Source organism: Streptomyces sp. NPDC023157, assembly GCF_055560575.1.
The window spans coordinates 209,765-229,717 of record NZ_JBVHIL010000004.1; the positions used below are offsets into that span (position 1 = coordinate 209,765).

General features: G+C 71.9%; 20 protein-coding genes and 1 pseudogene. 10 read left to right on the top strand and 11 right to left on the bottom strand.

The window, feature by feature from the left end:
- Positions 1–76 precede the first annotated feature (76 nt).
- On the bottom strand, positions 77–1,141 hold the full coding sequence (locus tag ACZ3ZE_RS15905; RefSeq protein WP_467259437.1) for a hypothetical protein: 1,065 nt from the start codon (positions 1,139–1,141) through the stop codon (positions 77–79).
- Positions 1,141–1,830, bottom strand: coding sequence for an RNA polymerase sigma factor (locus ACZ3ZE_RS15910; protein ID WP_361625551.1), 690 nt, complete (start codon positions 1,828–1,830; stop codon positions 1,141–1,143). The genes ACZ3ZE_RS15905 and ACZ3ZE_RS15910 overlap by 1 nt, the downstream gene beginning before the upstream one ends.
- Before the next feature lie 444 nt (positions 1,831–2,274).
- On the opposite strand from ACZ3ZE_RS15910, the gene ACZ3ZE_RS15915 reads away from it, so the two are divergent.
- Entirely contained in the window at positions 2,275–3,027 is a 753-nt protein-coding gene (locus ACZ3ZE_RS15915) for a Clp protease N-terminal domain-containing protein (protein ID WP_361175719.1), read from the top strand.
- 51 nt (positions 3,028–3,078) lie between these two features.
- Here the strand turns inward: ACZ3ZE_RS15915 and ACZ3ZE_RS15920 are convergent, their stop codons facing one another.
- The 3 genes from ACZ3ZE_RS15920 to ACZ3ZE_RS15930 all read right to left on the bottom strand — a co-directional run bounded on the left by ACZ3ZE_RS15920 (position 3,079) and on the right by ACZ3ZE_RS15930 (position 6,043).
- Positions 3,079–3,609 (bottom strand): hypothetical protein, encoded by a 531-nt coding sequence (locus ACZ3ZE_RS15920; protein WP_361175716.1) that lies wholly within the window; start codon positions 3,607–3,609, stop codon positions 3,079–3,081.
- 68 nt (positions 3,610–3,677) lie between these two features.
- Entirely contained in the window at positions 3,678–4,322 is a 645-nt protein-coding gene (locus tag ACZ3ZE_RS15925) for a DUF4328 domain-containing protein (RefSeq protein ID WP_361175713.1), read from the bottom strand.
- Between the two features lie 95 nt (positions 4,323–4,417).
- Positions 4,418–6,043, bottom strand: a complete 1,626-nt coding sequence (locus ACZ3ZE_RS15930) for a beta-N-acetylhexosaminidase (RefSeq protein WP_363290964.1) — start codon at positions 6,041–6,043, stop codon at positions 4,418–4,420.
- 168 nt (positions 6,044–6,211) lie between these two features.
- Between ACZ3ZE_RS15930 and ACZ3ZE_RS15935 the strand changes: the two genes are divergently transcribed.
- From ACZ3ZE_RS15935 to ACZ3ZE_RS15960, 6 genes are all read left to right on the top strand, one after another.
- On the top strand, positions 6,212–6,760 hold the full coding sequence (locus ACZ3ZE_RS15935; protein ID WP_442305020.1) for a 2-oxo-4-hydroxy-4-carboxy-5-ureidoimidazoline decarboxylase: 549 nt from the start codon (positions 6,212–6,214) through the stop codon (positions 6,758–6,760).
- 247 nt (positions 6,761–7,007) lie between these two features.
- Positions 7,008–7,388 carry a succinate dehydrogenase, cytochrome b556 subunit gene (gene sdhC / locus ACZ3ZE_RS15940; protein ID WP_123954581.1) on the top strand — a complete coding sequence of 127 codons (381 nt, stop codon included), beginning with the start codon at positions 7,008–7,010 and terminating at the stop codon, positions 7,386–7,388.
- A gap of 8 nt (positions 7,389–7,396) precedes the next feature.
- Positions 7,397–7,870: a succinate dehydrogenase hydrophobic membrane anchor subunit gene (locus ACZ3ZE_RS15945; protein WP_046908506.1), complete on the top strand. Its 474-nt coding sequence runs from the start codon at positions 7,397–7,399 to the stop codon at positions 7,868–7,870.
- 24 nt (positions 7,871–7,894) lie between these two features.
- Positions 7,895–9,649, top strand: coding sequence for a succinate dehydrogenase flavoprotein subunit (sdhA, locus tag ACZ3ZE_RS15950; RefSeq protein ID WP_361175706.1), 1,755 nt, complete (start codon positions 7,895–7,897; stop codon positions 9,647–9,649).
- On the top strand, positions 9,649–10,407 hold the full coding sequence (locus ACZ3ZE_RS15955) for a succinate dehydrogenase iron-sulfur subunit (protein WP_329423332.1): 759 nt from the start codon (positions 9,649–9,651) through the stop codon (positions 10,405–10,407). Before sdhA ends, ACZ3ZE_RS15955 begins: the two co-directional genes overlap by 1 nt.
- An 88-nt stretch (positions 10,408–10,495) precedes the next feature.
- Positions 10,496–11,002 carry a hypothetical protein gene (locus ACZ3ZE_RS15960; RefSeq protein WP_361175703.1) on the top strand — a complete coding sequence of 169 codons (507 nt, stop codon included), beginning with the start codon at positions 10,496–10,498 and terminating at the stop codon, positions 11,000–11,002.
- Between the two features lie 43 nt (positions 11,003–11,045).
- Here ACZ3ZE_RS15960 and ACZ3ZE_RS15965 read toward each other — a convergent pair whose 3' ends face one another.
- On the bottom strand, positions 11,046–11,573 hold the full coding sequence (locus ACZ3ZE_RS15965) for a MarR family winged helix-turn-helix transcriptional regulator (protein ID WP_361175700.1): 528 nt from the start codon (positions 11,571–11,573) through the stop codon (positions 11,046–11,048).
- An 87-nt stretch (positions 11,574–11,660) separates the two neighbouring features.
- On the opposite strand from ACZ3ZE_RS15965, the gene ACZ3ZE_RS15970 reads away from it, so the two are divergent.
- A complete protein-coding gene (locus tag ACZ3ZE_RS15970; protein WP_467259440.1) occupies positions 11,661–12,899 on the top strand; it encodes an MFS transporter in 1,239 nt (412 codons plus the stop codon).
- 90 nt (positions 12,900–12,989) lie between these two features.
- Positions 12,990–13,769, top strand: coding sequence for a TetR/AcrR family transcriptional regulator (locus ACZ3ZE_RS15975; RefSeq protein WP_361175694.1), 780 nt, complete (start codon positions 12,990–12,992; stop codon positions 13,767–13,769).
- 41 nt (positions 13,770–13,810) lie between these two features.
- Here the strand turns inward: ACZ3ZE_RS15975 and ACZ3ZE_RS15980 are convergent, their stop codons facing one another.
- From ACZ3ZE_RS15980 to ACZ3ZE_RS16000, 5 genes are all read right to left on the bottom strand, one after another.
- Positions 13,811–14,626 carry a hypothetical protein gene (locus ACZ3ZE_RS15980; RefSeq protein ID WP_467259443.1) on the bottom strand — a complete coding sequence of 272 codons (816 nt, stop codon included), beginning with the start codon at positions 14,624–14,626 and terminating at the stop codon, positions 13,811–13,813.
- 53 nt (positions 14,627–14,679) lie between these two features.
- Positions 14,680–15,186, bottom strand: a complete 507-nt coding sequence (locus ACZ3ZE_RS15985; protein WP_361175688.1) for a SigE family RNA polymerase sigma factor — start codon at positions 15,184–15,186, stop codon at positions 14,680–14,682.
- 225 nt (positions 15,187–15,411) lie between these two features.
- Complete coding sequence (locus ACZ3ZE_RS15990; RefSeq protein ID WP_361175685.1) at positions 15,412–16,971, bottom strand: ABC transporter substrate-binding protein; 1,560 nt, start codon at positions 16,969–16,971, stop codon at positions 15,412–15,414.
- Positions 16,972–17,208: 237 nt separating this feature from the next.
- Entirely contained in the window at positions 17,209–18,561 is a 1,353-nt protein-coding gene (locus ACZ3ZE_RS15995; RefSeq protein WP_467259446.1) for a metallophosphoesterase, read from the bottom strand.
- Between the two features lie 58 nt (positions 18,562–18,619).
- The gene (locus tag ACZ3ZE_RS16000; RefSeq protein WP_361175679.1) at positions 18,620–18,865 is read right to left on the bottom strand and encodes an SCO4848 family membrane protein; all 246 of its coding nucleotides are present in this window, start codon (positions 18,863–18,865) and stop codon (positions 18,620–18,622) included.
- 238 nt (positions 18,866–19,103) lie between these two features.
- Between ACZ3ZE_RS16000 and ACZ3ZE_RS16005 the strand changes: the two are divergent.
- Positions 19,104–19,826: pseudogene (locus ACZ3ZE_RS16005) on the top strand (D-alanyl-D-alanine carboxypeptidase family protein); the annotation flags it as partial.
- Positions 19,827–19,953: the final 127 nt, after the last annotated feature.

Sequence of the window (19,953 nt, forward strand, 5' to 3'; positions counted from 1 at the left end):
AACCCCGGCTCGTTGCGCTCGCCGATGACCAGTCGGCTCATTCAGTACTGCGCCGGCGGGTCGAAAAGTGTCACACCTACTGGTGGGAGCCGTTCCGGCCGGGCTTCTCGCCGGTGCCCCCGGGCTTCTCGACCGGCTTCTTCCCGGGCTTCGCGTCCGGCTTTCCGTCGGACTTCCCGGGGGCTCCGGGCCGGTGCTTGTCGCCGTCTCGGTCACCCTTGTCGTCGCCGTCCGAGCCGCCCGAGTCGGAGCCGCCGCCCTTGTTCGTGTCGCCGTCGGCGCCGCCGCCCGAAGGGGTGCGGCCGGTGGCGGTGGAGCCGGTGGCGGGGGTGCCGGAGAGGACGCGGGTGCAGTAGCGCTTGACGGTCTCGCCGTTCTTGAGCGCGCTCAGGAGCCGCTGCCGGCCGCTGTCGGCCAGCTTGCCCTCCTGGAACTCACGGCAGGCCTTCAGCGTCTTCTTGCGTTCGGCGTCGTCGCCGCCGCTCTTGCCGGCCGCGGTCCGGTCCGGGGACGCGGAGCCGCCGCCGGGTCCGGCCGTGGCGGTCGCCGGGCCGTCGGTGGCGCCGGGGGTGGCGGTGCCGCTCTCCCGGTCCAGGGGCACGGAGGGGATCGCCGAGCCCGTGCCACCGCTGGGCGATCCGGAGTCGGCGGGCCCGGTGGAGCCGGGGCCGTCCGGGGTGTCGACGGCGCTCACGGAGCGGGCGGGCGCGGGGTCCCCGGTCAGCGGCAGCATGCCCGTACCGGCGGCGACGGCGACCCCGCCGACGGTGACGGCCGCGAGCGCGGCGGCCAGGCCGTAGCGCAGGGAGCGGCCCCAGCGGGGCCCGGAGGGGGCGGGCGCGATCCGTACGGTGCCGAGTTCGGGTGCGGCGGGGGGTCCGGCGGGCGTCGCGTAGCGGGCGGCGGTGGCCGCGGCGGCGCGCTCGGCGGTGGCCTTGCGGAAGGCGGCCAGGGCCGCTGCCTCGCCGGGGAGTTCGCCGTCCGGGCCGGGCGCGGCGACGGGGGTGCGGGCGGAGTCGAGGGTCCGCGCGAGGAGTTCGGCGTGCGCGCGGGCCGTGTCGTCGGCGGGGTCGACCGGCTCGCCGCGCAGCAGCCGCTCCGCGGCCTCCTGGTCGAGCCACTGGTACCGCTCGTCGGCCATCACATGTCCTTCTGCGTCCGCGCGCGCGATTGCGTCACACCGCCGGGGGTCGTGGCCCCTGGGCGGCGGCCGCGCTGCGGAGGTACGCCGTCCAGCGGGCCGGCGGGGTCGGCCTCGGGGTCCTCGGGGTCCGTGACGCCCGCCGCGCCGAGGAGTTCGGCCAGCTTCTTGAGGCCGCGGTGGGCCGCGGTGCGGACGGCGCCGGGGCGCTTGCCGAGGGTGTCGGCGGCGCTCTTGGCGTCCAGGCCGACGACGACGCGCAGGACGACGGCCTCGGCCTGGTCCTGCGGGAGCTGGGCGATGAGGTCCATGGTGCGGCCGGTGGCCAGGGCTTCCAGCGCCTCGCCGGCGGTGTCGGAGTCGGCGGGCTTGTCGGTGAGTTCGGTCTCGTCGCCGCCGATCGCGGGGCGGCGGCCGCGCATCCGGAGGTGGTCGAGGGCGCGGTTGCGGGCGATGCGGGCGGCCCAGCCCCGGAAGCGGTCGGCGTCGCCGGCGAAGCGGTCGAGGTCGCGGGATATCTGGAGCCAGCTCTCCGAGGCGACGTCCTCGGCGTCGGCCTCGCCGACCAGCGTGCGTATGTAGCCGAGGAGCCGGGGGTGCACCGCGCGGTAGACGGCCCGGAAGGCGTCCTCGTCACCGTTCTGCGCGGCGAGCACTGCGGCGGTCAGCTCCGCGTCGTCCCCCAGCACTCCCCACACCTGTTCGTCGTCGCGCCATCGCGGCTGGTCGTCACCGCGCGCCGCCCGGGCGCAGCAGAACGCTACGTCCTTTTCGGGCGCCGCGTCCACGCGGGTCCGCTCTTTGTACAGCGTGCAACTTCTGTCGGAGAGGGCGGGGTGTGACCGGGATGCGACGGGGCACGGCGAGGAGTGCTCCTCTGGTGTGACAGAAATCGCGGAGGCGGCGCTGTTAGGAGTACGGGGCCGTGCTGCGGCTCCGCGGACGACGACCGGGGCCTCTCCTGTGGGGGGTGGCGGCCCCGGTCGTCTTCCTTTCCGGGCGCCCTTCGTGGGCGCCTTTTCCTTTTGCCCGCCTGCTCGCCCGCACGCCCGGCCGCCCACTTGCCCGACACTTGCCCGGTGACTGTCAACCGACGGTTGACACCCTCGGACTGTCAACCTAGGGTTGCACTCATGACGAATCCACTCGGCGTGAGCAACCCCGTGCGGCTGGACGACCTGATCGACGCGATCAAGAAGTCCCACCCGGACGCCCTCGACCAGCTCTCCGGAGCGGTCATCGCGGCGGACCACCTCGGCGAGGTCGCCGACCACCTCATCGGCCACTTCGTGGACCAGGCCCGGCGCGCGGGCGCCTCCTGGACCGACATTGGCAAGAGCATGGGCGTCACCCGGCAGGCCGCCCAGAAGCGCTTCGTCCCCAAGGACGACAAGGAGGGCGACGCGACCAAGATGGACCCGAGCGCGGGCTTCAGCCGGTTCACACCCCGCGCCCGGAACGTCGTGGTGGGCGCCCAGAACGAGGCCAACAACGCCCGCAACGACCGGATCACCCCCACCCACCTCACGCTCGGCCTGCTCGCCGAGCCCGAGGGCATCGCCACCGTCTGGATCACCCGCCAGGGCGTCACCCCCGACGCGCTCCGCGCGGCCCTCACCCCCGCGCTGCCGCCGGCGGTGGAGGAGCGGCCCGCGCTCATCCCGTTCGACGCCGACGCCAAGAAGGTCCTGGAGCTCACCTTCCGGGAGGCCCTGCGGCTGGGCCACAACTACGTCGGCACCGAGCACATCCTGCTGGCCCTCATGGAGTTCGAGGACGGCAAGGGCACGCTCGCGGGCCTCGGCCTCGACAAGGCGGTGGCCGAACAGCAGATCACCGAGGCCATCGCGTCGCTGCGGATCGAGGAGCCGGAGCAGGAGGCCTGAGCACCTGGTACGGAAATAGGCGGCCGGGCCCTTGGGGTCCGGCCGCCTGTCTCAAGAGGTACGCGCCCAGCGCGAGACGACCGCCCGCAGCACCCGGCCGCCCTCGGTCGACAGCTCCCGGGCCCGGCGCAGCCCCGTCGGGCCGAGCGCGGCGGCTTCGAGCACGGCCTGCTGGCGCCGGAGTTCGCCCGCGTGGAGCGGGCCGTCCTCGTTCGCGTCGTACAGGCGGTGCACGGTCAGCGCGGTCACGGAGCACCGCCCGGCCCACTCCCGCAGCGGCCCCTCGGCCCACTCGGCGGGAAGGCCGTCGAGCATCACGCGCACCAGGGTGACGACCCCGCCGTCGTCCGCCGCCGCGCCGCCCGCGCCGTCCAGCTCGGCCCGGGCCTTGCCGACCGCCTCGCCCCACGCCCCGCCGTCGCCGCGCGCGACCGCGGCCCACACGGGCCGCAGCACCTCGGCGCCCGCGGGCGCGAGCAGCGGCAGACAGCGGTCCAGGCAGGCCAGCCCGGCGACGGCCAGGCTCCGTTCGTCGGCCCGGTCGATCAGTTCCAGCAGGCCCGTGCTCGTCGCCGACGTCATGGACGCTCCTCGCCACCCGATGCGGACGCAGTACTTCCACTACTGCGTCGTGCGGCGTTTTTCCGTCACTACGCGGCCGGAATCATGCCAGTCGCCTTCCGGTGCTGCATAGAGGTCAGACGCCGGACGAGCAGGATCGCGAGGGCGGCGGCGACGAGGTCGAGCGCGTCGCCCACCCGGATCCACTGCGTGGCGGCGACGAGCGTGTCCACGGTCCGCGCGTCCTCGAAGATCCGGCTGCCGACCTCGGTCGTGATCCGGGAGACGAGGAAGAACAGCCACCAGAAGTTGATCAGGGTGAACTCGCCCCCGCGGTCCGGCCCGTACGGCTCGGGGCGGCTCGCCCGCCAGATGTCCACGATCTGCCCCCGCGGAAACCAGAACGCGACGATCGGGACGAGCCAGCCGGCGATCATCCATCCCTTCGCCCGGCGCTGGAGGTCCGGCGCCCAGACGTCGGCGTTGCCCCGTACCCGGAACATCCAGACGACGAAGAGCACGGCGGTCGCGAGCAGCAGCAGGCCCTGCGCCGACCAGGCCACGACCGTGCCCAGGCTGCCCGCGTACCCCTCCGGGTCGGGGTGGTCCGCCAGCGGGCCGGTGAGGTCCGCGCGGACGGCGGAGGTGGCGATCAGGCTGCCGACGTCGGCGACGGCGGTGGCGCCGAGCAGGGACACGACGGCCACGGACAGGCCGTTGGGATTGCGGAGCATGGTGCGGACGGATCCCCCCAGGAAACGGACGACGCCCCTCCCCGAGGCGCCGGCGCGGCCGTGCGGCCGCGGCGGGGAGGACCGTACCCCGTCCCTCAGCGCACCTGACCCGCCAGGGCCTTGAAGCGGTCCCAGGTCAGCGCCGGACTCCGCGCGTCCCACAGCTTCTGCGCCGTCGCCGTCAGCGGCATCCGGATGCCGTCGGCCACCTGCGCCTGGGTCTGCGCGCCCGCGAGGTCGCACCAGACCGCGAAGCTGCCGCCGAGGATCTGCGGGTCGTAGCGGGCGGGCACCGGTGCGGTGCCGCGCAGGACGAGCGGGGTCCACTGCTCGTAGATGCGGCGGCCGGTCGGGTACGTGAAGTCGTTGGGCTGCCCGAGCACGTAGTAGAGGTACTCGTCGTTGTAGTTGAGCACCTTGCGGCCCGCGCTCAGGTAGGAGACGGGCTGCCGCGCGCCGATCTCCCTGCCGGTCCAGTAGGCGACCTGGAGGTCCTTGTCGGCGGAGGTCACACCGCCCGGGTAGAAGCCGTCGTTCCAGGCGCGCAGGGCCTTGCCGGTGGGCCGCACCACCGCCGCGCGGTCGTTCAGCCAGCCGGTGGCGAGGTCCTGGACCCGGCCCGAGGCGCCGTAGCGCGCGGTCGCGGCGCGGGCCAGCTGCGGGTAGCTCGCCTCGGGGTTCTTCGACATCAGGGCCACGTACTCGTCGCCGCCCAGGTGCCAGTAGGCGCCGGGGAAGAGGCCGGTGTACTCGCGCAGCAGCTCGTCGACGATCTTCGCGGAGGCCGGCTTCGAGATGTCGACGGCGCCGCGCGGGGTGCGCCCGGTGGCGCTGACCAGCTGGAGCTCCGGGTGCGCGTCGATGACCGCGCCGAGGTGCCCGGGCGAGTCGATCTCGGGGACGACGGTGATGTGCAGGCTCGCCGCGAGGTCGACGATCCGCCGCACCTCGGCCTTGCTGAGGTGCCGGTCGGAGACGATCTCGGGGTGGCTGTCGGAGGCGATGCGGAAGCCCTGGTCGTCGGAGAAGTGCAGGCCGAGCTGGTTCAGCTTGAGGTCGGCCATCTCGCGGACCCGGGCCTCGATCCAGGCGGCGCTGAAGTACTTGCGGGCGATGTCGACCATGAGCCCGCGCTGCGGTTTGGCCGGCGCGTCGGTGATCACGCCCTCGGGTATCGCCCCGGTGGAGCCGACGGACTGTTTCAGGGTGCGGGTGCCGTAGAACACGCCCGCCTGGCCGGGGCCGGTGATCCGGACCCCGCCGCCCTGGACGGCGAGGGTGTACGACTCGGCGTCGCCCTGACCGCCGAGGGCGAGGGAGACGTCGCCGGGGCGGGCGGCGGCGGTGCCGCGGTACGGGACGCGCAGTTCGCCCGCGATCAGCCGGGCCTCGTCGGCGAGGGCGCCCTCGTCCTGCGCGGCGACGACGACGCCGGTGTCCGGTCCGGGCTTCCAGCCGGGGCCGCGGGCCGCCTGGTGGGAGCGGACCGCCGGGATGGTGAGCGGGGCCGTGGAGAGCGGATACGTCCTGCTGGGCGTGGGGCTCGGCGGCGGGGGCTGGGGGGCCGTGGTGGGGGCGGTGGCCGTGGCCGTGGTGCCCGTGCCGGAGGCGGCGGGCGGACCGCCGCCGGAACCGCTCGAACAGGCCGTCACGGTGGCCAGCGCCACCGCGGCCGCAAGGAGTGCGGGGCCCCTGAGGGGCCCCCGTATGGAGTACCGCATCACTCGGAATCCTCCCTCACCGCGCGTTTCATGGCATCCCGGGTCTTCTGTCGTCGCCTGACCCGAAACCACTCGTCCAGGTGAAATTCGCGCATCCGTCGGACACTTCCCCCGTCCCGCCGATAGCGTGGCGTCACATCCACCCCACGGCTTTCGTTCCCGGAGTCCTTGCTGACCAGCACCAGCGACACTCACGCACCTTCCCGGACCCTGGGCTCCCCCGCCATACCTGCCCAGGCGGCGCGTCACTGGCACCCCGGCGGCCTCACCGGCTTCAACGCGGCCCCGCACGCCCTCGCCGAGGCCCTGCTGCTGCGCTGCTGTGGCAGCCGGCGCTGGGCCGAACGGGTGGCCGCGCACCGCCCGTACCCGACCCTCGACGCGCTGCTCGCCGCCGCCGACGAGGCCGGCTACGACCTGTCGGGTCCCGACCTGGACGAGGCGTTCTCCCACGAGACCCCCGTGCTGCCGCACCCGGACGCCCCGCCGGCCGCGCGGACGGCGCTGCGGGCCGCGCACGCCGCGTACGAGAGCGGCTTCGGGCACGCCTTCCTGATCAGCCTGGACGGGGTCCCCGCGGGCGAGCGGCTCGACCGGGTCCTCGCCGGGATCCGGTCACGTCTCGGCAACGATAGGGAGGAGGAGCGGGTGGTCGCCGCCGAGGAACTGCGCCGGCTGGCCCGCACCCGGCTCACCCGTTCGGTCGCAGGCGGGTGACTCCGCCCGCGATTCGCCCCCGAGGTGCTCTCGATTCCTCCACGAGCGCCCCAAATGCGGCGATTAGGGCCTGGATGGCGGCCCGGTCGGTAGCCCGTCCGTGCCTGTTTGATCACACCTATGGACCCCGCGCGAGCGAACCGACAACTCGTCGCTACGATGACCGGGGCCGGTGGACCGTACCCGGCCGGGCCAGACCGACAGAGAAGCCGGCCGGCCCTGATCCCCGCTCCCGGAGGGTTTTTCCGTGCCGGCTGGAACGCTGTACCGCGGCCGGGAAGGAATGTGGTCCTGGGTGGCTCATCGAGTCACCGGCGTCCTCATCTTCTTCTTCCTGTTCGTACACGTCCTTGACACCGCTCTCGTCCGCGTCTCCCCCGAGGCGTACGACGATGTCGTGGCGACGTACAAGACGCCGATCGTCGCACTCCTCGAGTACGGCCTCGTCGCCGCCATCCTCTTCCACGCGCTGAACGGTCTCCGTGTCATCGCCGTGGACTTCTGGTCCAAGGGCCCGCGCTACCAGAAGCAGATGCTCTGGACCGTCGTGGGCATCTGGGTCGTGCTGATGGCGGGCTCCCTGTACCCCGTCCTCGGCCACGCCGCACGTGAACTGTTCGGGAGCTGACGCCAGACATGTCTGCTGACACCACTTCCGCCATCGGTCCCGTCGAGGGCGCTGCCTACGGCGTGGACAACCCGGCCCCGTACATCGAGGCCCCCCGCAAGCGCACGGGCAAGACCCCGCGGGCGACCCGGGGCAACTTCGAGATGGCCGCGTGGCTCTTCATGCGCCTCTCGGGTGTCGTCCTCGTCGTCCTGGTCCTCGGCCACCTGCTGATCCAGCTCTTCCTGGACGGCGGCGTCTCCAAGATCGGCTTCGCCTTCGTGGCCGGCCGCTGGGCGTCCCCGTTCTGGCAGGTCTGGGACCTGCTGATGCTGTGGCTCGCGATGCTGCACGGCGCCAACGGCCTCCGCACGGTCATCAACGACTACGCGGAGCGCGCCAACACGCGTCTGTGGCTGAAGGGCCTGCTGTACACCGCCACGGTGTTCACCATCCTTCTGGGCACGCTGGTGATCTTCACCTTCGACCCGAACATCCGCTAGGCACGGGGCTGAGGTAACCACGTCATGAAGATCCACAAGTACGACACCGTCATCGTCGGCGCCGGCGGCGCCGGCATGCGCGCCGCCATCGAGGCGACGAAGCGCAGCCGCACCGCCGTGCTGACGAAGCTGTACCCCACCCGCTCCCACACGGGCGCCGCGCAGGGCGGCATGGCCGCCGCGCTGGCCAACGTGGAGGAGGACAACTGGGAGTGGCACACCTTCGACACGGTCAAGGGCGGTGACTACCTGGTCGACCAGGACGCCGCCGAGATCCTGGCGAAGGAGGCCATCGACGCCGTCCTCGACCTGGAGAAGATGGGCCTGCCGTTCAACCGCACCCCGGACGGCACCATCGACCAGCGCCGCTTCGGCGGTCACTCGCGCAACCACGGCGAGGCCCCGGTCCGCCGGTCCTGCTACGCCGCGGACCGCACCGGTCACATGATCCTCCAGACGCTGTACCAGAACTGCGTCAAGGAGGGCGTGGAGTTCTTCAACGAGTTCTACGTCCTGGACCAGCTCATCGTCGAGGTCGACGGGGTCAAGCACTCCGCCGGTGTGGTCGCCTACGAGCTGGCCACCGGCGAGATCCACATCTTCCAGGCGAAGGCCGTGATCTACGCGTCCGGCGGCACCGGCAAGTTCTTCAAGGTGACGTCCAACGCCCACACCCTGACCGGTGACGGCCAGGCCGCGTGCTACCGCCGCGGGCTGCCGCTGGAGGACATGGAGTTCTTCCAGTTCCACCCGACGGGCATCTGGCGCATGGGCATCCTGCTCACGGAGGGCGCCCGCGGTGAGGGCGGCATCCTGCGCAACAAGGACGGCGAGCGCTTCATGGAGAAGTACGCGCCGGTCATGAAGGACCTCGCGTCCCGTGACGTCGTCTCCCGCTCCATCTACACGGAGATCCGCGAGGGCCGCGGCTGCGGTCCCGAGGGCGACCACGTCTACCTGGACCTGACGCACCTCCCGCCGGAGCAGCTGGACGCCAAGCTGCCCGACATCACGGAGTTCGCGCGCACCTACCTCGGTATCGAGCCCTACACGGACCCGATCCCGATCCAGCCCACCGCGCACTACGCCATGGGCGGCATCCCGACCAACGTCGAGGGTGAGGTCCTGTCGGACAACACCACCGTCGTCCCGGGTCTGTACGCGGCCGGCGAGGTCGCCTGTGTCTCCGTGCACGGCGCCAACCGTCTCGGCACGAACTCGCTGCTCGACATCAACGTCTTCGGCAAGCGCTCGGGCATCGCCGCGGCCGAGTACTCCGCCAAGCACGACTACGTCGAGCTGCCGGAGAACCCGGAGTCCCTCGTCGTCGCGCAGATCGAGAAGCTGCGCACCTCCACGGGCAGCGAGCGGGTCGCCGACATCCGCCGCGAGCTCCAGGAGACGATGGACGCCAACGTGATGGTGTTCCGTACGGAGCAGACCATCAAGACGGCCGTCGAGAAGATCGCCGAGCTGCGCGAGCGCTACGAGAACGTGTCCATCCAGGACAAGGGCAAGCGCTTCAACACGGACCTGCTGGAGGCCATCGAGCTGGGCAACCTGCTCGAACTGGCCGAGGTCATGGCCGTCTCGGCCCTGGCGCGCAAGGAGTCCCGCGGCGGTCACTACCGCGAGGACTACCCGAACCGCGACGACGTCAACTTCATGCGCCACACCATGGCGTACCGCGAGGTCGGCGAGGACGGCTCCGAGACCGTCCGTCTCGACTACAAGCCGGTCGTCCAGACCCGCTACCAGCCGATGGAGCGTAAGTACTGATGGCTACCCCCGTACTGGACAAGGTCGAGGCGGAGTCCGCCGCCTCCCCGTACATCACGGTCACGATGCGGATCCGCCGCTTCAACCCCGAGGTGTCGGACGCCGCGGTCTGGGAGGACTTCCAGATCGAGATCGACCCGAAGGAGCGTGTGCTCGACGCCCTTCACAAGATCAAGTGGGACGTCGACGGCACGCTGACCTTCCGCCGCTCGTGCGCGCACGGCATCTGCGGCTCGGACGCGATGCGGATCAACGGCAAGAACAGGCTCGCCTGCAAGACGCTGATCAAGGACATCAACCCCGAGAAGCCGATCACGGTCGAGGCCATCAAGGGCCTGACGGTGCTGAAGGACCTTGTCGTCGACATGGACCCCTTCTTCCAGGCGTACCGGGACGTCATGCCGTTCCTGGTCACCAAGGGCAACGAGCCGACCCGCGAGCGCCTGCAGTCCGCCGAGGACCGCGAGCGCTTCGACGACACCACCAAGTGCATCCTGTGCGCCGCGTGCACGTCGTCCTGCCCGGTCTTCTGGAACGACGGCCAGTACTTCGGTCCGGCCGCGATCGTCAACGCGCACCGCTTCATCTTCGACTCGCGTGACGAGGCGGGCGAGCAGCGCCTGGAGATCCTGAACGACAAGGACGGCGTGTGGCGCTGCCGCACGACGTTCAACTGCACCGACGCCTGCCCGCGTGGCATCGAGGTCACCAAGGCGATCCAGGAAGTGAAGCGCGCGCTCATCACCCGCCGCTTCTGACCCCTGGTCACCGCCCTGCGGGAGAGCCCGCTTCTGTACGCTGCGACGTGCAGGAGCGGGCTTTTTCGTATGCGGAGGACGGGGACTGATGAGCGAGCCGAACCCTTACAAGTCGGGGGAGTACGAGTGGGGCCCCGGCGGGCAGTCCGGGACGCCCGCGTACGGGTACCCGCAGCAGCCGCCGATGCCGGCCGGGGCGCCGGTGCCGCCGCAGCTGGTGCCGGCTCCGCTGGGGCCGCCCGGCGTGGGCACGGGGCCGCTGCTGAGCCTCGGTGACATCACCGTCGTCGGGGACCAGATCATCACGCCGGCCGGGCCGATGCCGCTCAAGGGCGCGGTGTGGAACGCGATGGACATGTCGCGGACCGAGGAGAAGATCTCCACGGCCGGGATCGTCCTCGCGATCGTGTTCTTCGTCTTCTGCCTGCTCGGTCTGCTGTTCCTGCTGATGAAGGAGAAGACGACGACCGGCTTCATCCAGGTCAGCGTCACCAGCGGCGGCCGGCACCACTCGACGATGATCCCGGCCAGTGGCCCGGAGACCATCCAGTGGGTCATGGGCCAGCTGAACTACGCGCGGTCGCTGAGCATCTGACCGTCGCCGAGCATCAGCATCCGCCCGTCGCCGGGCGTCCGAGCTAGCCGTGCCAGTGCTCCACGCCGGTGTTCTCCTCGGCGACGAGCATGATGCGCCGGAGCAGGTCGTTGAGCTGGGTGCGTTCCTCGGCGGTGAGGGTGCCGAGGAGGCGGTACTCCTCGTGGCCGAGGACGTCCATGGCGCCGAGCCAGGTCTCGTGGCCCGCGGGGGTGAGTTCGACGACCACCCGCCGCCGGTCGGTGGTGGACGGGGTGCGGCGGACGAGACCCCGCTTCTCCAGCGCGTCGAGGCGGCCGGTGACGGAGGCGGGGGCCAGGTCGAGGTCCTGGGCGAGTTCGGAGGGGGCGGCGCTGCCGCCGCGGCCGGCCAGCTTGTGGAGGGTCTCGAACTCGTGGCGTTCGAGGTCGAAGTCGGCGAGGGACTGCTCGCGCACCCGGCGCAGGTGGACGGAGAGCTTCTTCATCCGGGTGACCGCGCCTTCGACGACCGGATCGAGGTCGGGCAGCACGGGCTGCCAACGGGCCACGTGCTCGTCGGTCCAGTCGCGCGGTTCCTCGGTGGGTGCCATGGGCTGATCGTACGTCCGGAGGCGGGGCGCCGAGCCGGTGAAGTATTTCGTTGACGAATTATTCGTCAACGAAATACTCTTCCTGGCATGCCCCTGCCCAGCACCGCCCTGCCCGCTCCCCCGCCCGCCCCGGCCACCCCGCACCCTCTGCGCACCCGCTCCTTCCGGCTGCTCTTCACCGGCCGCACGCTCTCCCTCCTCGGCGACGCCGTCATCCCCGCCGCACTCGCCCTCGCCGTCCTGGAGGCGACCGGCTCCACCTCGGCCCTCGCCCTGGTCCTCGCCTGCTCGATGGTGCCCAAGCTGCTCCTGCTGCCGCTCGGCGGCGTGGTGGGCGACCGGTTCGACGCCCGGACCGTCGCCCTCGCCATGGACCTCGTCCGCTGCGCCACCCAACTCCTCGTCGGCATCCAGCTGTTGAGCGGCTCGCCCACGCTCTGGGTGATCGCCGCCGTCGAGGTGGCGGGCGGTGCCGCCGGGGCGTTCGCCATGCCGACCAGCGCGCCGCTCATCAAGGGCACGGTCTCCCCCGAAGCCCTCCAGCGGGCCAACGCGGCCATGGGCATCGCCCACAGCGCGAGCCGCGTCGGCGGCCCCGCCCTCGCCGGCGCGCTGATCTGGACCGTCGGCCCCGGCTGGGCGTTCGTCCTGGACGCCGCCACCTTCGCCGTCAGCGCCGCCCTGCTGTGCGCCGTACGGGTCGAACGGGTCACCGTCCCCCGCCGCGCCCTGCTCGACGACCTCAAGGAGGGCTGGCGGGAGGTCCGCACCCGCGACTGGTACTGGACCAGCCTCATCGGCCACAGCGCCTGGAACGGCGCCGCCGCCGTCCTCATGACCCTCGGCCCGGCCGTCGCCCTCGACCGGCTCGGCGGCAAGGCGACCTGGGTCCTGCTCCTCCAGGTCGGCGCCGTCGGACTGCTCGTCGGCTCCGTGGTCGCCGACCGGGTCCGGCCACGGCGCCCGATCCTCACCGCCAACCTCGCCCTCGCCACGTACGCGCTGCCCCTGGTCCTCCTCGCCGTGGCCGCCCCCGCGCCCCTCACCATCGCCGCGTACGGGCTCGCCCAGGCCGGCCTCGGCTTCCTCGGCCCCCTCTGGGAGACCGCGGTCCAACGCGCGGTGCCCGCCCACGCCCTGGCCCGCGTCACCTCGTACGACTGGCTCCTCTCCCTGGCCGCGATGCCCCTCGGCTACGCCCTCGCCCCCCTCGCCGCCTCCGCCTGGGGGCCGGAGGTCCCGCTGCTGATCGCCGCCGTGGTCGTCGGCGGGTGCTGCCTGGGGACGGGGCTCGTGCCGGGGGTACGGCGGTTCGGGAACGGCTGACGGGCCGTCGACGAGGGCGCCGCCCCGCGCTTCTCCGGCCCGTGGACGGCGGTTCGGGACATCCCGTACGGCCGACTAGGCTCAGGACCTGTGACGGACGCGAGTGAAGAGAAGCAGGGCACGCCCGCCGGCGGGCAGACGGCGGAGAAGCCCGCCAAGGCGCCCAAGAGCGAGCAGACCCGCGCGCTCATCCTGGAGACCGCGCTCCGGCTGTTCAAGGAACGCGGGTACGACAAGACGACGATGCGGGCCATCGCGCAGGAGGCCGGAGTCTCCGTCGGCAACGCGTACTACTACTTCTCCTCCAAGGAACACCTGGTCCAGGGCTTCTACGACCGGATCGCCGAGGAGCACCAGACGGCCGTCGAACCCATCCTGGAGAGCGGCGAGAAGGACCTCACGGCCCGGATCCGCGGAGTGCTCCTCGCCTGGCTGGACATCGCCGAGCCCTACCAGGAGTTCGCGTCCCAGTTCTTCAAGAACGCCGCCGACCCCGACAGTCCGCTCAGCCCCTTCTCGCCCGAGTCGGAGGGACCGCGCGAGGCGGCGATCGACGTGCACCGGCGGGTCATCTCCGGCGCCTCGGTGAAGGTCGACCCCGAACTGGCCGAGGCGCTGCCCCAGTTGCTGTGGCTCCAGCAGATGGGCCTGGTGCTGTTCTGGGTGTACGACCGCTCCGAGGGCGCCGCCAACAGCCGCCGCCTCGTGGAGCGCCTCTCCCCCGTCACCGCGCGGGCCATCCAGCTCTCCCGCTTCCGGATCCTGCGCCCGCTGGTGAAGGAGACCCACGAGCTGCTCGCCGACATGATGCCGACGGCCGCCGGGATGGCCGCCTCGGGCAAGCCGCGGCGGGCCTCCAAGTCGGGCTAGCGGTCAGGCGCCGGGGACCGGTGCCGGGGTCCGGCCGGCCGTCAGGCGACGGCGCCGAGGATCGGCGTCCAGGCGGCGCCGGTGAGCGCCTTCACCGCCTGCTCCTCGGAGAGCGGCGGGGCGGAACGGGTCGGCTTCGGCAGGTCGGCGCCGGTGCCGCCGCCGAGGCTGTTCCACTGCACCATCTGGAGCTGCGCGCCGGTCGACTTCAGGGTCACCGTCACCGTCCAGCGCTGCGCGGTGCCGGGACCGGCCGGCTGGGCGGCCGACGTCCGCTCCGACATCACCAGGGCCCCGCCGGGAACCGCCGCGCTGTTCGGCAGCTCGCTCATCGTGCAGGTGTCGCCCTCGGCGCGCGCGGGCGTCCGCTCGGCGTCGCAGCTCAGCCCGTCGCCGTCGGCCTCGGGGAGCGGCAGCTTGAGCCGTACGGCCGAGACGCCGACGCTGGCGGCGCCGTGCCCGTCGTCGACGACCAGTCCGGCCATGGCGACGTATCCGGCGGAGGGGTCCGAGGGGTTGTTGCTCTGCCCGTGCACCTGGCTGAACCGGCCCCCGGGGAACGTCGACTCCAGGGCCTTGATCATCTGCTTGTCGCTGATCGCGGACCGGGGCATCGCCAGCGCCACCGTCTCCAGGTCGGATCCTCCGGCGCGGGCCCCGGCGAGCGCGCCGGGGAGCATCAGGCCGGCGACCGCGACGGCCGCGCAGGCGCCCGCCCCGGCGACGAGACCGGCGGTACGGCGGCGCCGGCGGGTCCGGCCACGGGCGAGGGCTCCGTCCACGAGCGTGGTGAGATCGGGGTCGAGGGCGTCGGTCGAACGGTCCAGGGCGTGCGAGAACTCTGCTTCGAACGGCATGGTGGTGCCACCTTTTCTGACGTCGTCGATGAAGTGAAGGGGGGCGGCGCTGTTCAGCGCGGGACCAGGTCGGACAGGCTGTCGCCGAGCAGCGCGCGGACCCGCGCGAGGGCCCGGGTGCCCTGGGAGCGGACCGCGCTGCTGCTGAGCCGCATCATGCGGGCGGTCTCCTCGATGCTGCGGTCCTCCCAGTAGCGCAGCAGCAGCACCGCCCGGTCGCGGGGCGGGAGCTGGTGGAGCGCGTCCAGGAGGGTGAGCCGGAGCGCGGTGTCGGGACCGGCCTCCGGACGGTCGGGCAGGGTCCCGGTGGGCCGCTCGCCGGTGCTGCGCCGGCGCCGCAGGCTCAGGAAGGAGCGGACGAGGACCGTCTGCGCGTAGGCCGCGGGGCTGTCCGCGCGGGCCACCCGCTTCCAGTGCACGTACACCCGGCTCAGCGTCTCCTGGACCAGGTCCTCGGCGAGGTGCGCGTCACCGGCGGCGAGGACGTACGCCGAGCGGTACAGGGCCCGCGCTCTTTCGGCCACGAATTCCAGGTAGGCGTCCTCCTGTGCTGATGTCACGCGCTTTCCGCCCGTTCCCCTTGTTCCGATGGTTCGGATTGGTGTGGTGGTTCGGATGGCTCCGATTTCCCCGTGCATACCCCTCATGACTACGCGGGGCGGCGGGATGTCGTGCGGGGTGGGGAACTTTTTCCGGGGACACGACTCAGGGCCCGTCCGATGGACAGGCCCTGAGTCGTGTGCGGCGGTGCGGAGTCCGGCTGGATCCGGCGGTTCGGAGTCCGGCTAGATCCAGCCGAGTTCCCACAGGCGCCAGATGCCGGTGCCGTCCGAGAGGAACTGCGAACCGGAGACGTCCTCGGTCGACAGGACGTAGTCCTTCTTCTGCCACAGCGGCACCAGCGGCACGTCGTCGGCCACCTCGGCCTGGATGTCCCGGAAGTCGCCGGTGGCCCGGGAGCGGTCGCTGAACTGCTGCGTGGCGGCGATCAGCTTGTCGATCCGCGGGTTGGAGAAGCCGTTGTGCAGGGTGTTGTCGGTGCCGACGAGCGGGCCGGTGAAGTTGTCGGAGTCGGGGTAGTCGGGGAGCCAGCCGACGGTGTACGCGTCGTACGCGCCCCTCGCGTACCCCTTCTGGAAGGACTGCCAGTCGGTGGCGACGAGGTCGACCTCGAACAGGCCGGTCTCCTCCAGCTGCTTCTTCAGCTCGGCGGCCTCGGCGTCGTAGGTGGCGTCCGAGCTGTGCCCGAGGGTGAACTTCACCGGGGTGTCGATGTCGGCGGCCTTCAGCAGGCGCTTGGCCTTGGCCTTGTCCGGCTCCGGGGTGACGTCGTAGAAGGCCGTGCTGTGGCCGACGAAGCCCTGCGGGATGAGGGAGTAGAGCGGCTCGACGGTGCTCTGGTAGGTGCCGGTGGTGATGGCGGGGCGGTCGATGACGGCGGCGACGGCCTGCCGTACGGCCTTCTTCGCCATCGCGGAGCCGGGCCGGACGTTGAAGTTGAGGTTGCGGATCTCGGCGCTTGCCGCCTCGGTGATCCGGGTGCCGTCCTTCGTCGCGTCCTTCAACGTGTTGATGAAGGCCGGCGGCATCTGCCGGTGCGTCACGTCCACCTGCTGGGCCTTCCAGGCGGCGGCGAGGTCCCCCGACTGCTTGAAGTACTTCACGACGACCGGGCGGCCGGTCTTGGTGACGGCACCCCGGTAGTTCGGGTTCGGCTCCAGGCGGGCGCTCTCGCCCGGCTTGTACTCCTTGAGGACGTACGGCCCCGAGCCGTCGACCGTGGTGCCCGTACGCAGCGTCTTCGCCGGGTACGCGGTGCGGTCGACGATCGAACCGGCGCCCGTCGCCAGCTTCAGCGGGAAGGTCGCGTCCCGGCCGCTGAGGTTGAACGTGACCTTCTGCCCGTCGGCCACCACGCTCTTCAGGGTCGGGAAGAGGGGCTGCGGACCGACGTCCGTCTTGATGCCCAGCATCCGCTCGAAGGAGAACTGCACGTCCTCGCCGGTGACCTTGCGCCCGTTGGCGAAGGTGAGGTCGTTCCGGAGCGTGCACTGATACGTGGTCAGCTTCGTGCCGACGAACTTGCAGCTCTCGGCGGCGTCCGGGACCGGAGTGGTGAAGCCCGGCTTGAAGGTCAGCAGCGACTGGAAGACGTTGCTGTACATCGCCCAGGAACCGGCGTCGTAGGCGCCGGCCGGGTCGAGCGAGGTCACCTTGTCGGTGGTGCCGACGGCGATCGGCGCGGTCCGCACGTCATCGGAGGGCAGAAGCTGCCAGCCTCCGACCCCGGCGGCCACCAGAACTCCACAAGTGATCAGAATCCGCAGACGGACGGACGACCGCATGACACGTGCTTCCTTTATTTGTTCCCACCCCTGTCGCGACGGCGCCTGGCCTGCCGCGATGGCGTCAGCCAATCACACGGATTTCACAAGTGGAAGAGTAAACATTCACACGGCACACATATGTCCGGGATGAAGGGAATTAAGGGACGGAGCGGACGGAGCGGTACGTATCCGTAACGGTGCGCTCGGTCACATCTGCCCCATTCCCACCCCCGCTCCGCCGTCCTCCTTCCCCCCTCACGCCTGACGGGAAGCCAGCTCCACGACGGTGATGTCCGAGGGCGCGCCGACCCGCACGGGCGGCCCCCAGGCACCCGCGCCGCGCGAGACGTAGAGCTGGGTGTCGCCGTAGCGTTCGAGCCCCGCGACGGTCGGGTTGGCCAGCTCGGCGAGGTAGTTGCCGGGCCACAGCTGACCACCGTGCGTGTGGCCGGAGAGCTGGAGGTCGACGCCGTGGCGGACGGCGTCGTCGATGACGATCGGCTGGTGCGCGAGCAGCACGGCGGTGCGCGCCCGGTCCCGGTCCCCGAGCGCCCTGCCGAAGTCCGGCCCGTGCCCCTCGCTCTCACCCGCGACGTCGTCCACCCCGGCCAGGTCGAAACCGGCCCCGATCTCGACCCGGGCGTTGCGCAGCGGGTGCAGCCCGAGCTCACGGACGTGGTCGACCCAGGCGTCGGCGCCCGAGAAGTACTCGTGGTTGCCCGTCACGAAGAACGACCCGTCCCGGGCGCGCAGCCGCGCGAGGGGCTCGGCGGCGGGCCCGAGGTCCTGGACGGTGCCGTCGACCAGGTCGCCCACGACGGCCACGAGATCGGGCTGGGTGGCGTTGATGGTGTCGACGATCCGCTGCGTGTGGGCCCGCCCCAGGATCGGCCCGAGATGGATGTCGGAGACCACCGCGATCCGGTACCCGTGCGCCCCCCGCGGCAACTTCGCCAACGGCACCGTGACCCGCTTCACCCGAGGCCCCCGCAACACCCCGTACGCCCCGACCCCGACCGTCCCCACGGCGACGGCGGCGGCGGTGCCGGAGACGAGACGGTTGACGAAGAGACGGCGGGGGAGGTCGGGGGTGCGGGCGGGGTCGGGGGCGGTGGGGGCGTCTGGGGAGCTGGGGGCGTCCGGGGAGCCCGGGGAGCCGGGGGCGTCCGGGGACTCCGCCGCCTCCGCCGGGGCAGTGGCCTCGGCGCCCGGTACTGCCGGTGCCTGCGCCGGCGCCGACACCGGCACCGGCGCCTCGGCCGCCCCCGTCGCCGTGTCGCCGCCCGCCCGGCGCGCCAGCACCCGCCGCAGCAGGGGCCGCAGCGGTTCGGTCACCGCCAGGGCGAGGGTCACGTACAGGAGCACGGGCAGCCACAGGAAGCCGGGCCAGGCGACGGCCTGCTGGAGGCCGAAGGGGGCGCCCGCGCGGCCCGAGACCAGGGCGGCGACGGAGAGCAGCGGCAGGACGACGGCCGCGGCCGTGCCGGCCCGGCGGGCGGGACCACCCGGGGCCGTCAGGTCGCGCACCAGGCGCCGCCACACGTACCAGTGGACCGCCCCGAGGAGGGCGAGGACCACGACCAGCACCAGCAGGAAGACGACGACCACGCCCTACGTACCCCTTGTTCGATTTGTCCGCCGGCCCGCTGCCCCCGCGTCGGCCGCGTTATCCGCGCTCGCTCCGAAGGGCGCGCACACCACGCAACCCGATGCTCCCGACCACCGTCCCCAAGACAAAGGACGTAATCGCCAGCAGCAGGTGAACCCAGAAGTAGGCCGTCGGATCACCCGCGTCGTCGAACGCGAGACCGCTCCCGTCGTTCCACAAGTTCTTGACGAAAGTGATCCAGATGAACCAGCTCCACACGCCGAACGCGAGCAGGAACCAGGAGACAGGCCGACTGAGCTTCATGGTCCCAGTATCGCCGGGCGCCTCGGCGGGCCTGCGGACGGGTGGACGGGGCTGGGTGAACCGCCACGCGGTTCTCGGAACCCGCTTCCGGGCATGTACGTTCTCGATCGTGTCCGCATCGAAGATGACCGCTAAGGCCGCCGTGACGGTGACCACCGCCGCCGTGCTGCTCCCGCTTCTCGCCTCGGCTCCCGCGCATGCGGAGGACAAGGACAAGCAGCCCAAACCGCCGAACGCGATGTCCAGCGTCGGCGGCGCGCTGCTGTCCCGGCCGGGTACCCAGGTGCAGCTGGGGCCGGGTGCCCCGGTGCTGCCGAAGGAGCTGAGCGCGCGGGCCTGGGTGGTGGCGGACGCGGAGAGCGGGCAGGTGCTCGCCGCGCACAACGCGCACTGGCCGCTGGCTCCCGCCTCCACGCTGAAGATGCTCTTCGCGGACACCGTGCTGCCGAAGTTCCCCAAGACCGAGAACCACACGGTCACACCGACGGACCTGGCCGGCATGGGCGCGGGCTCCAGCCTCGTCGGCATCAAGGAGAAGCAGACCTACAGCGTCCACGACCTGTGGCTCGGCGTCTTCCTGCGCTCCGGCAACGACGCCGTCCACGTCCTGGCCGCGATGAACAACGGCGTCCCGCAGACCGTGCGCGACATGAACGAGCACGCCGTCGACCTCCAGGCGCTCGACACCCACGTCGTCACGCCGGACGGTTACGACGCCCCGGGCCAGGTCTCCTCCGCGTACGACCTCACCCTCATCGCCCGCAGCGGCATGCAGAAGGCCGACTTCCGGGAGTACGCCTCGACCCCCCGGGCCGCCTTCCCCGGGGAGCAGAAGCCCGGCAAGAAGCGCGAGACCTTCGAGATCCAGAACACCAACCGGCTGCTGACCGGCGACATCGGCGTCCCCGCCTACCAGGGCATCGCCGGGGTCAAGAACGGCAACACCACGCACGCCGGCGCGACCTTCACGGGCGTCGCCGAGCGCAACGGCCGGGTGCTGCTCGTCACCGTCATGAACCCCTCCTCCAAGGAGCAGCACGCCGTCTACAAGGAGACCGCCCGGCTGCTCGACTGGGGCTTCGCCGCCT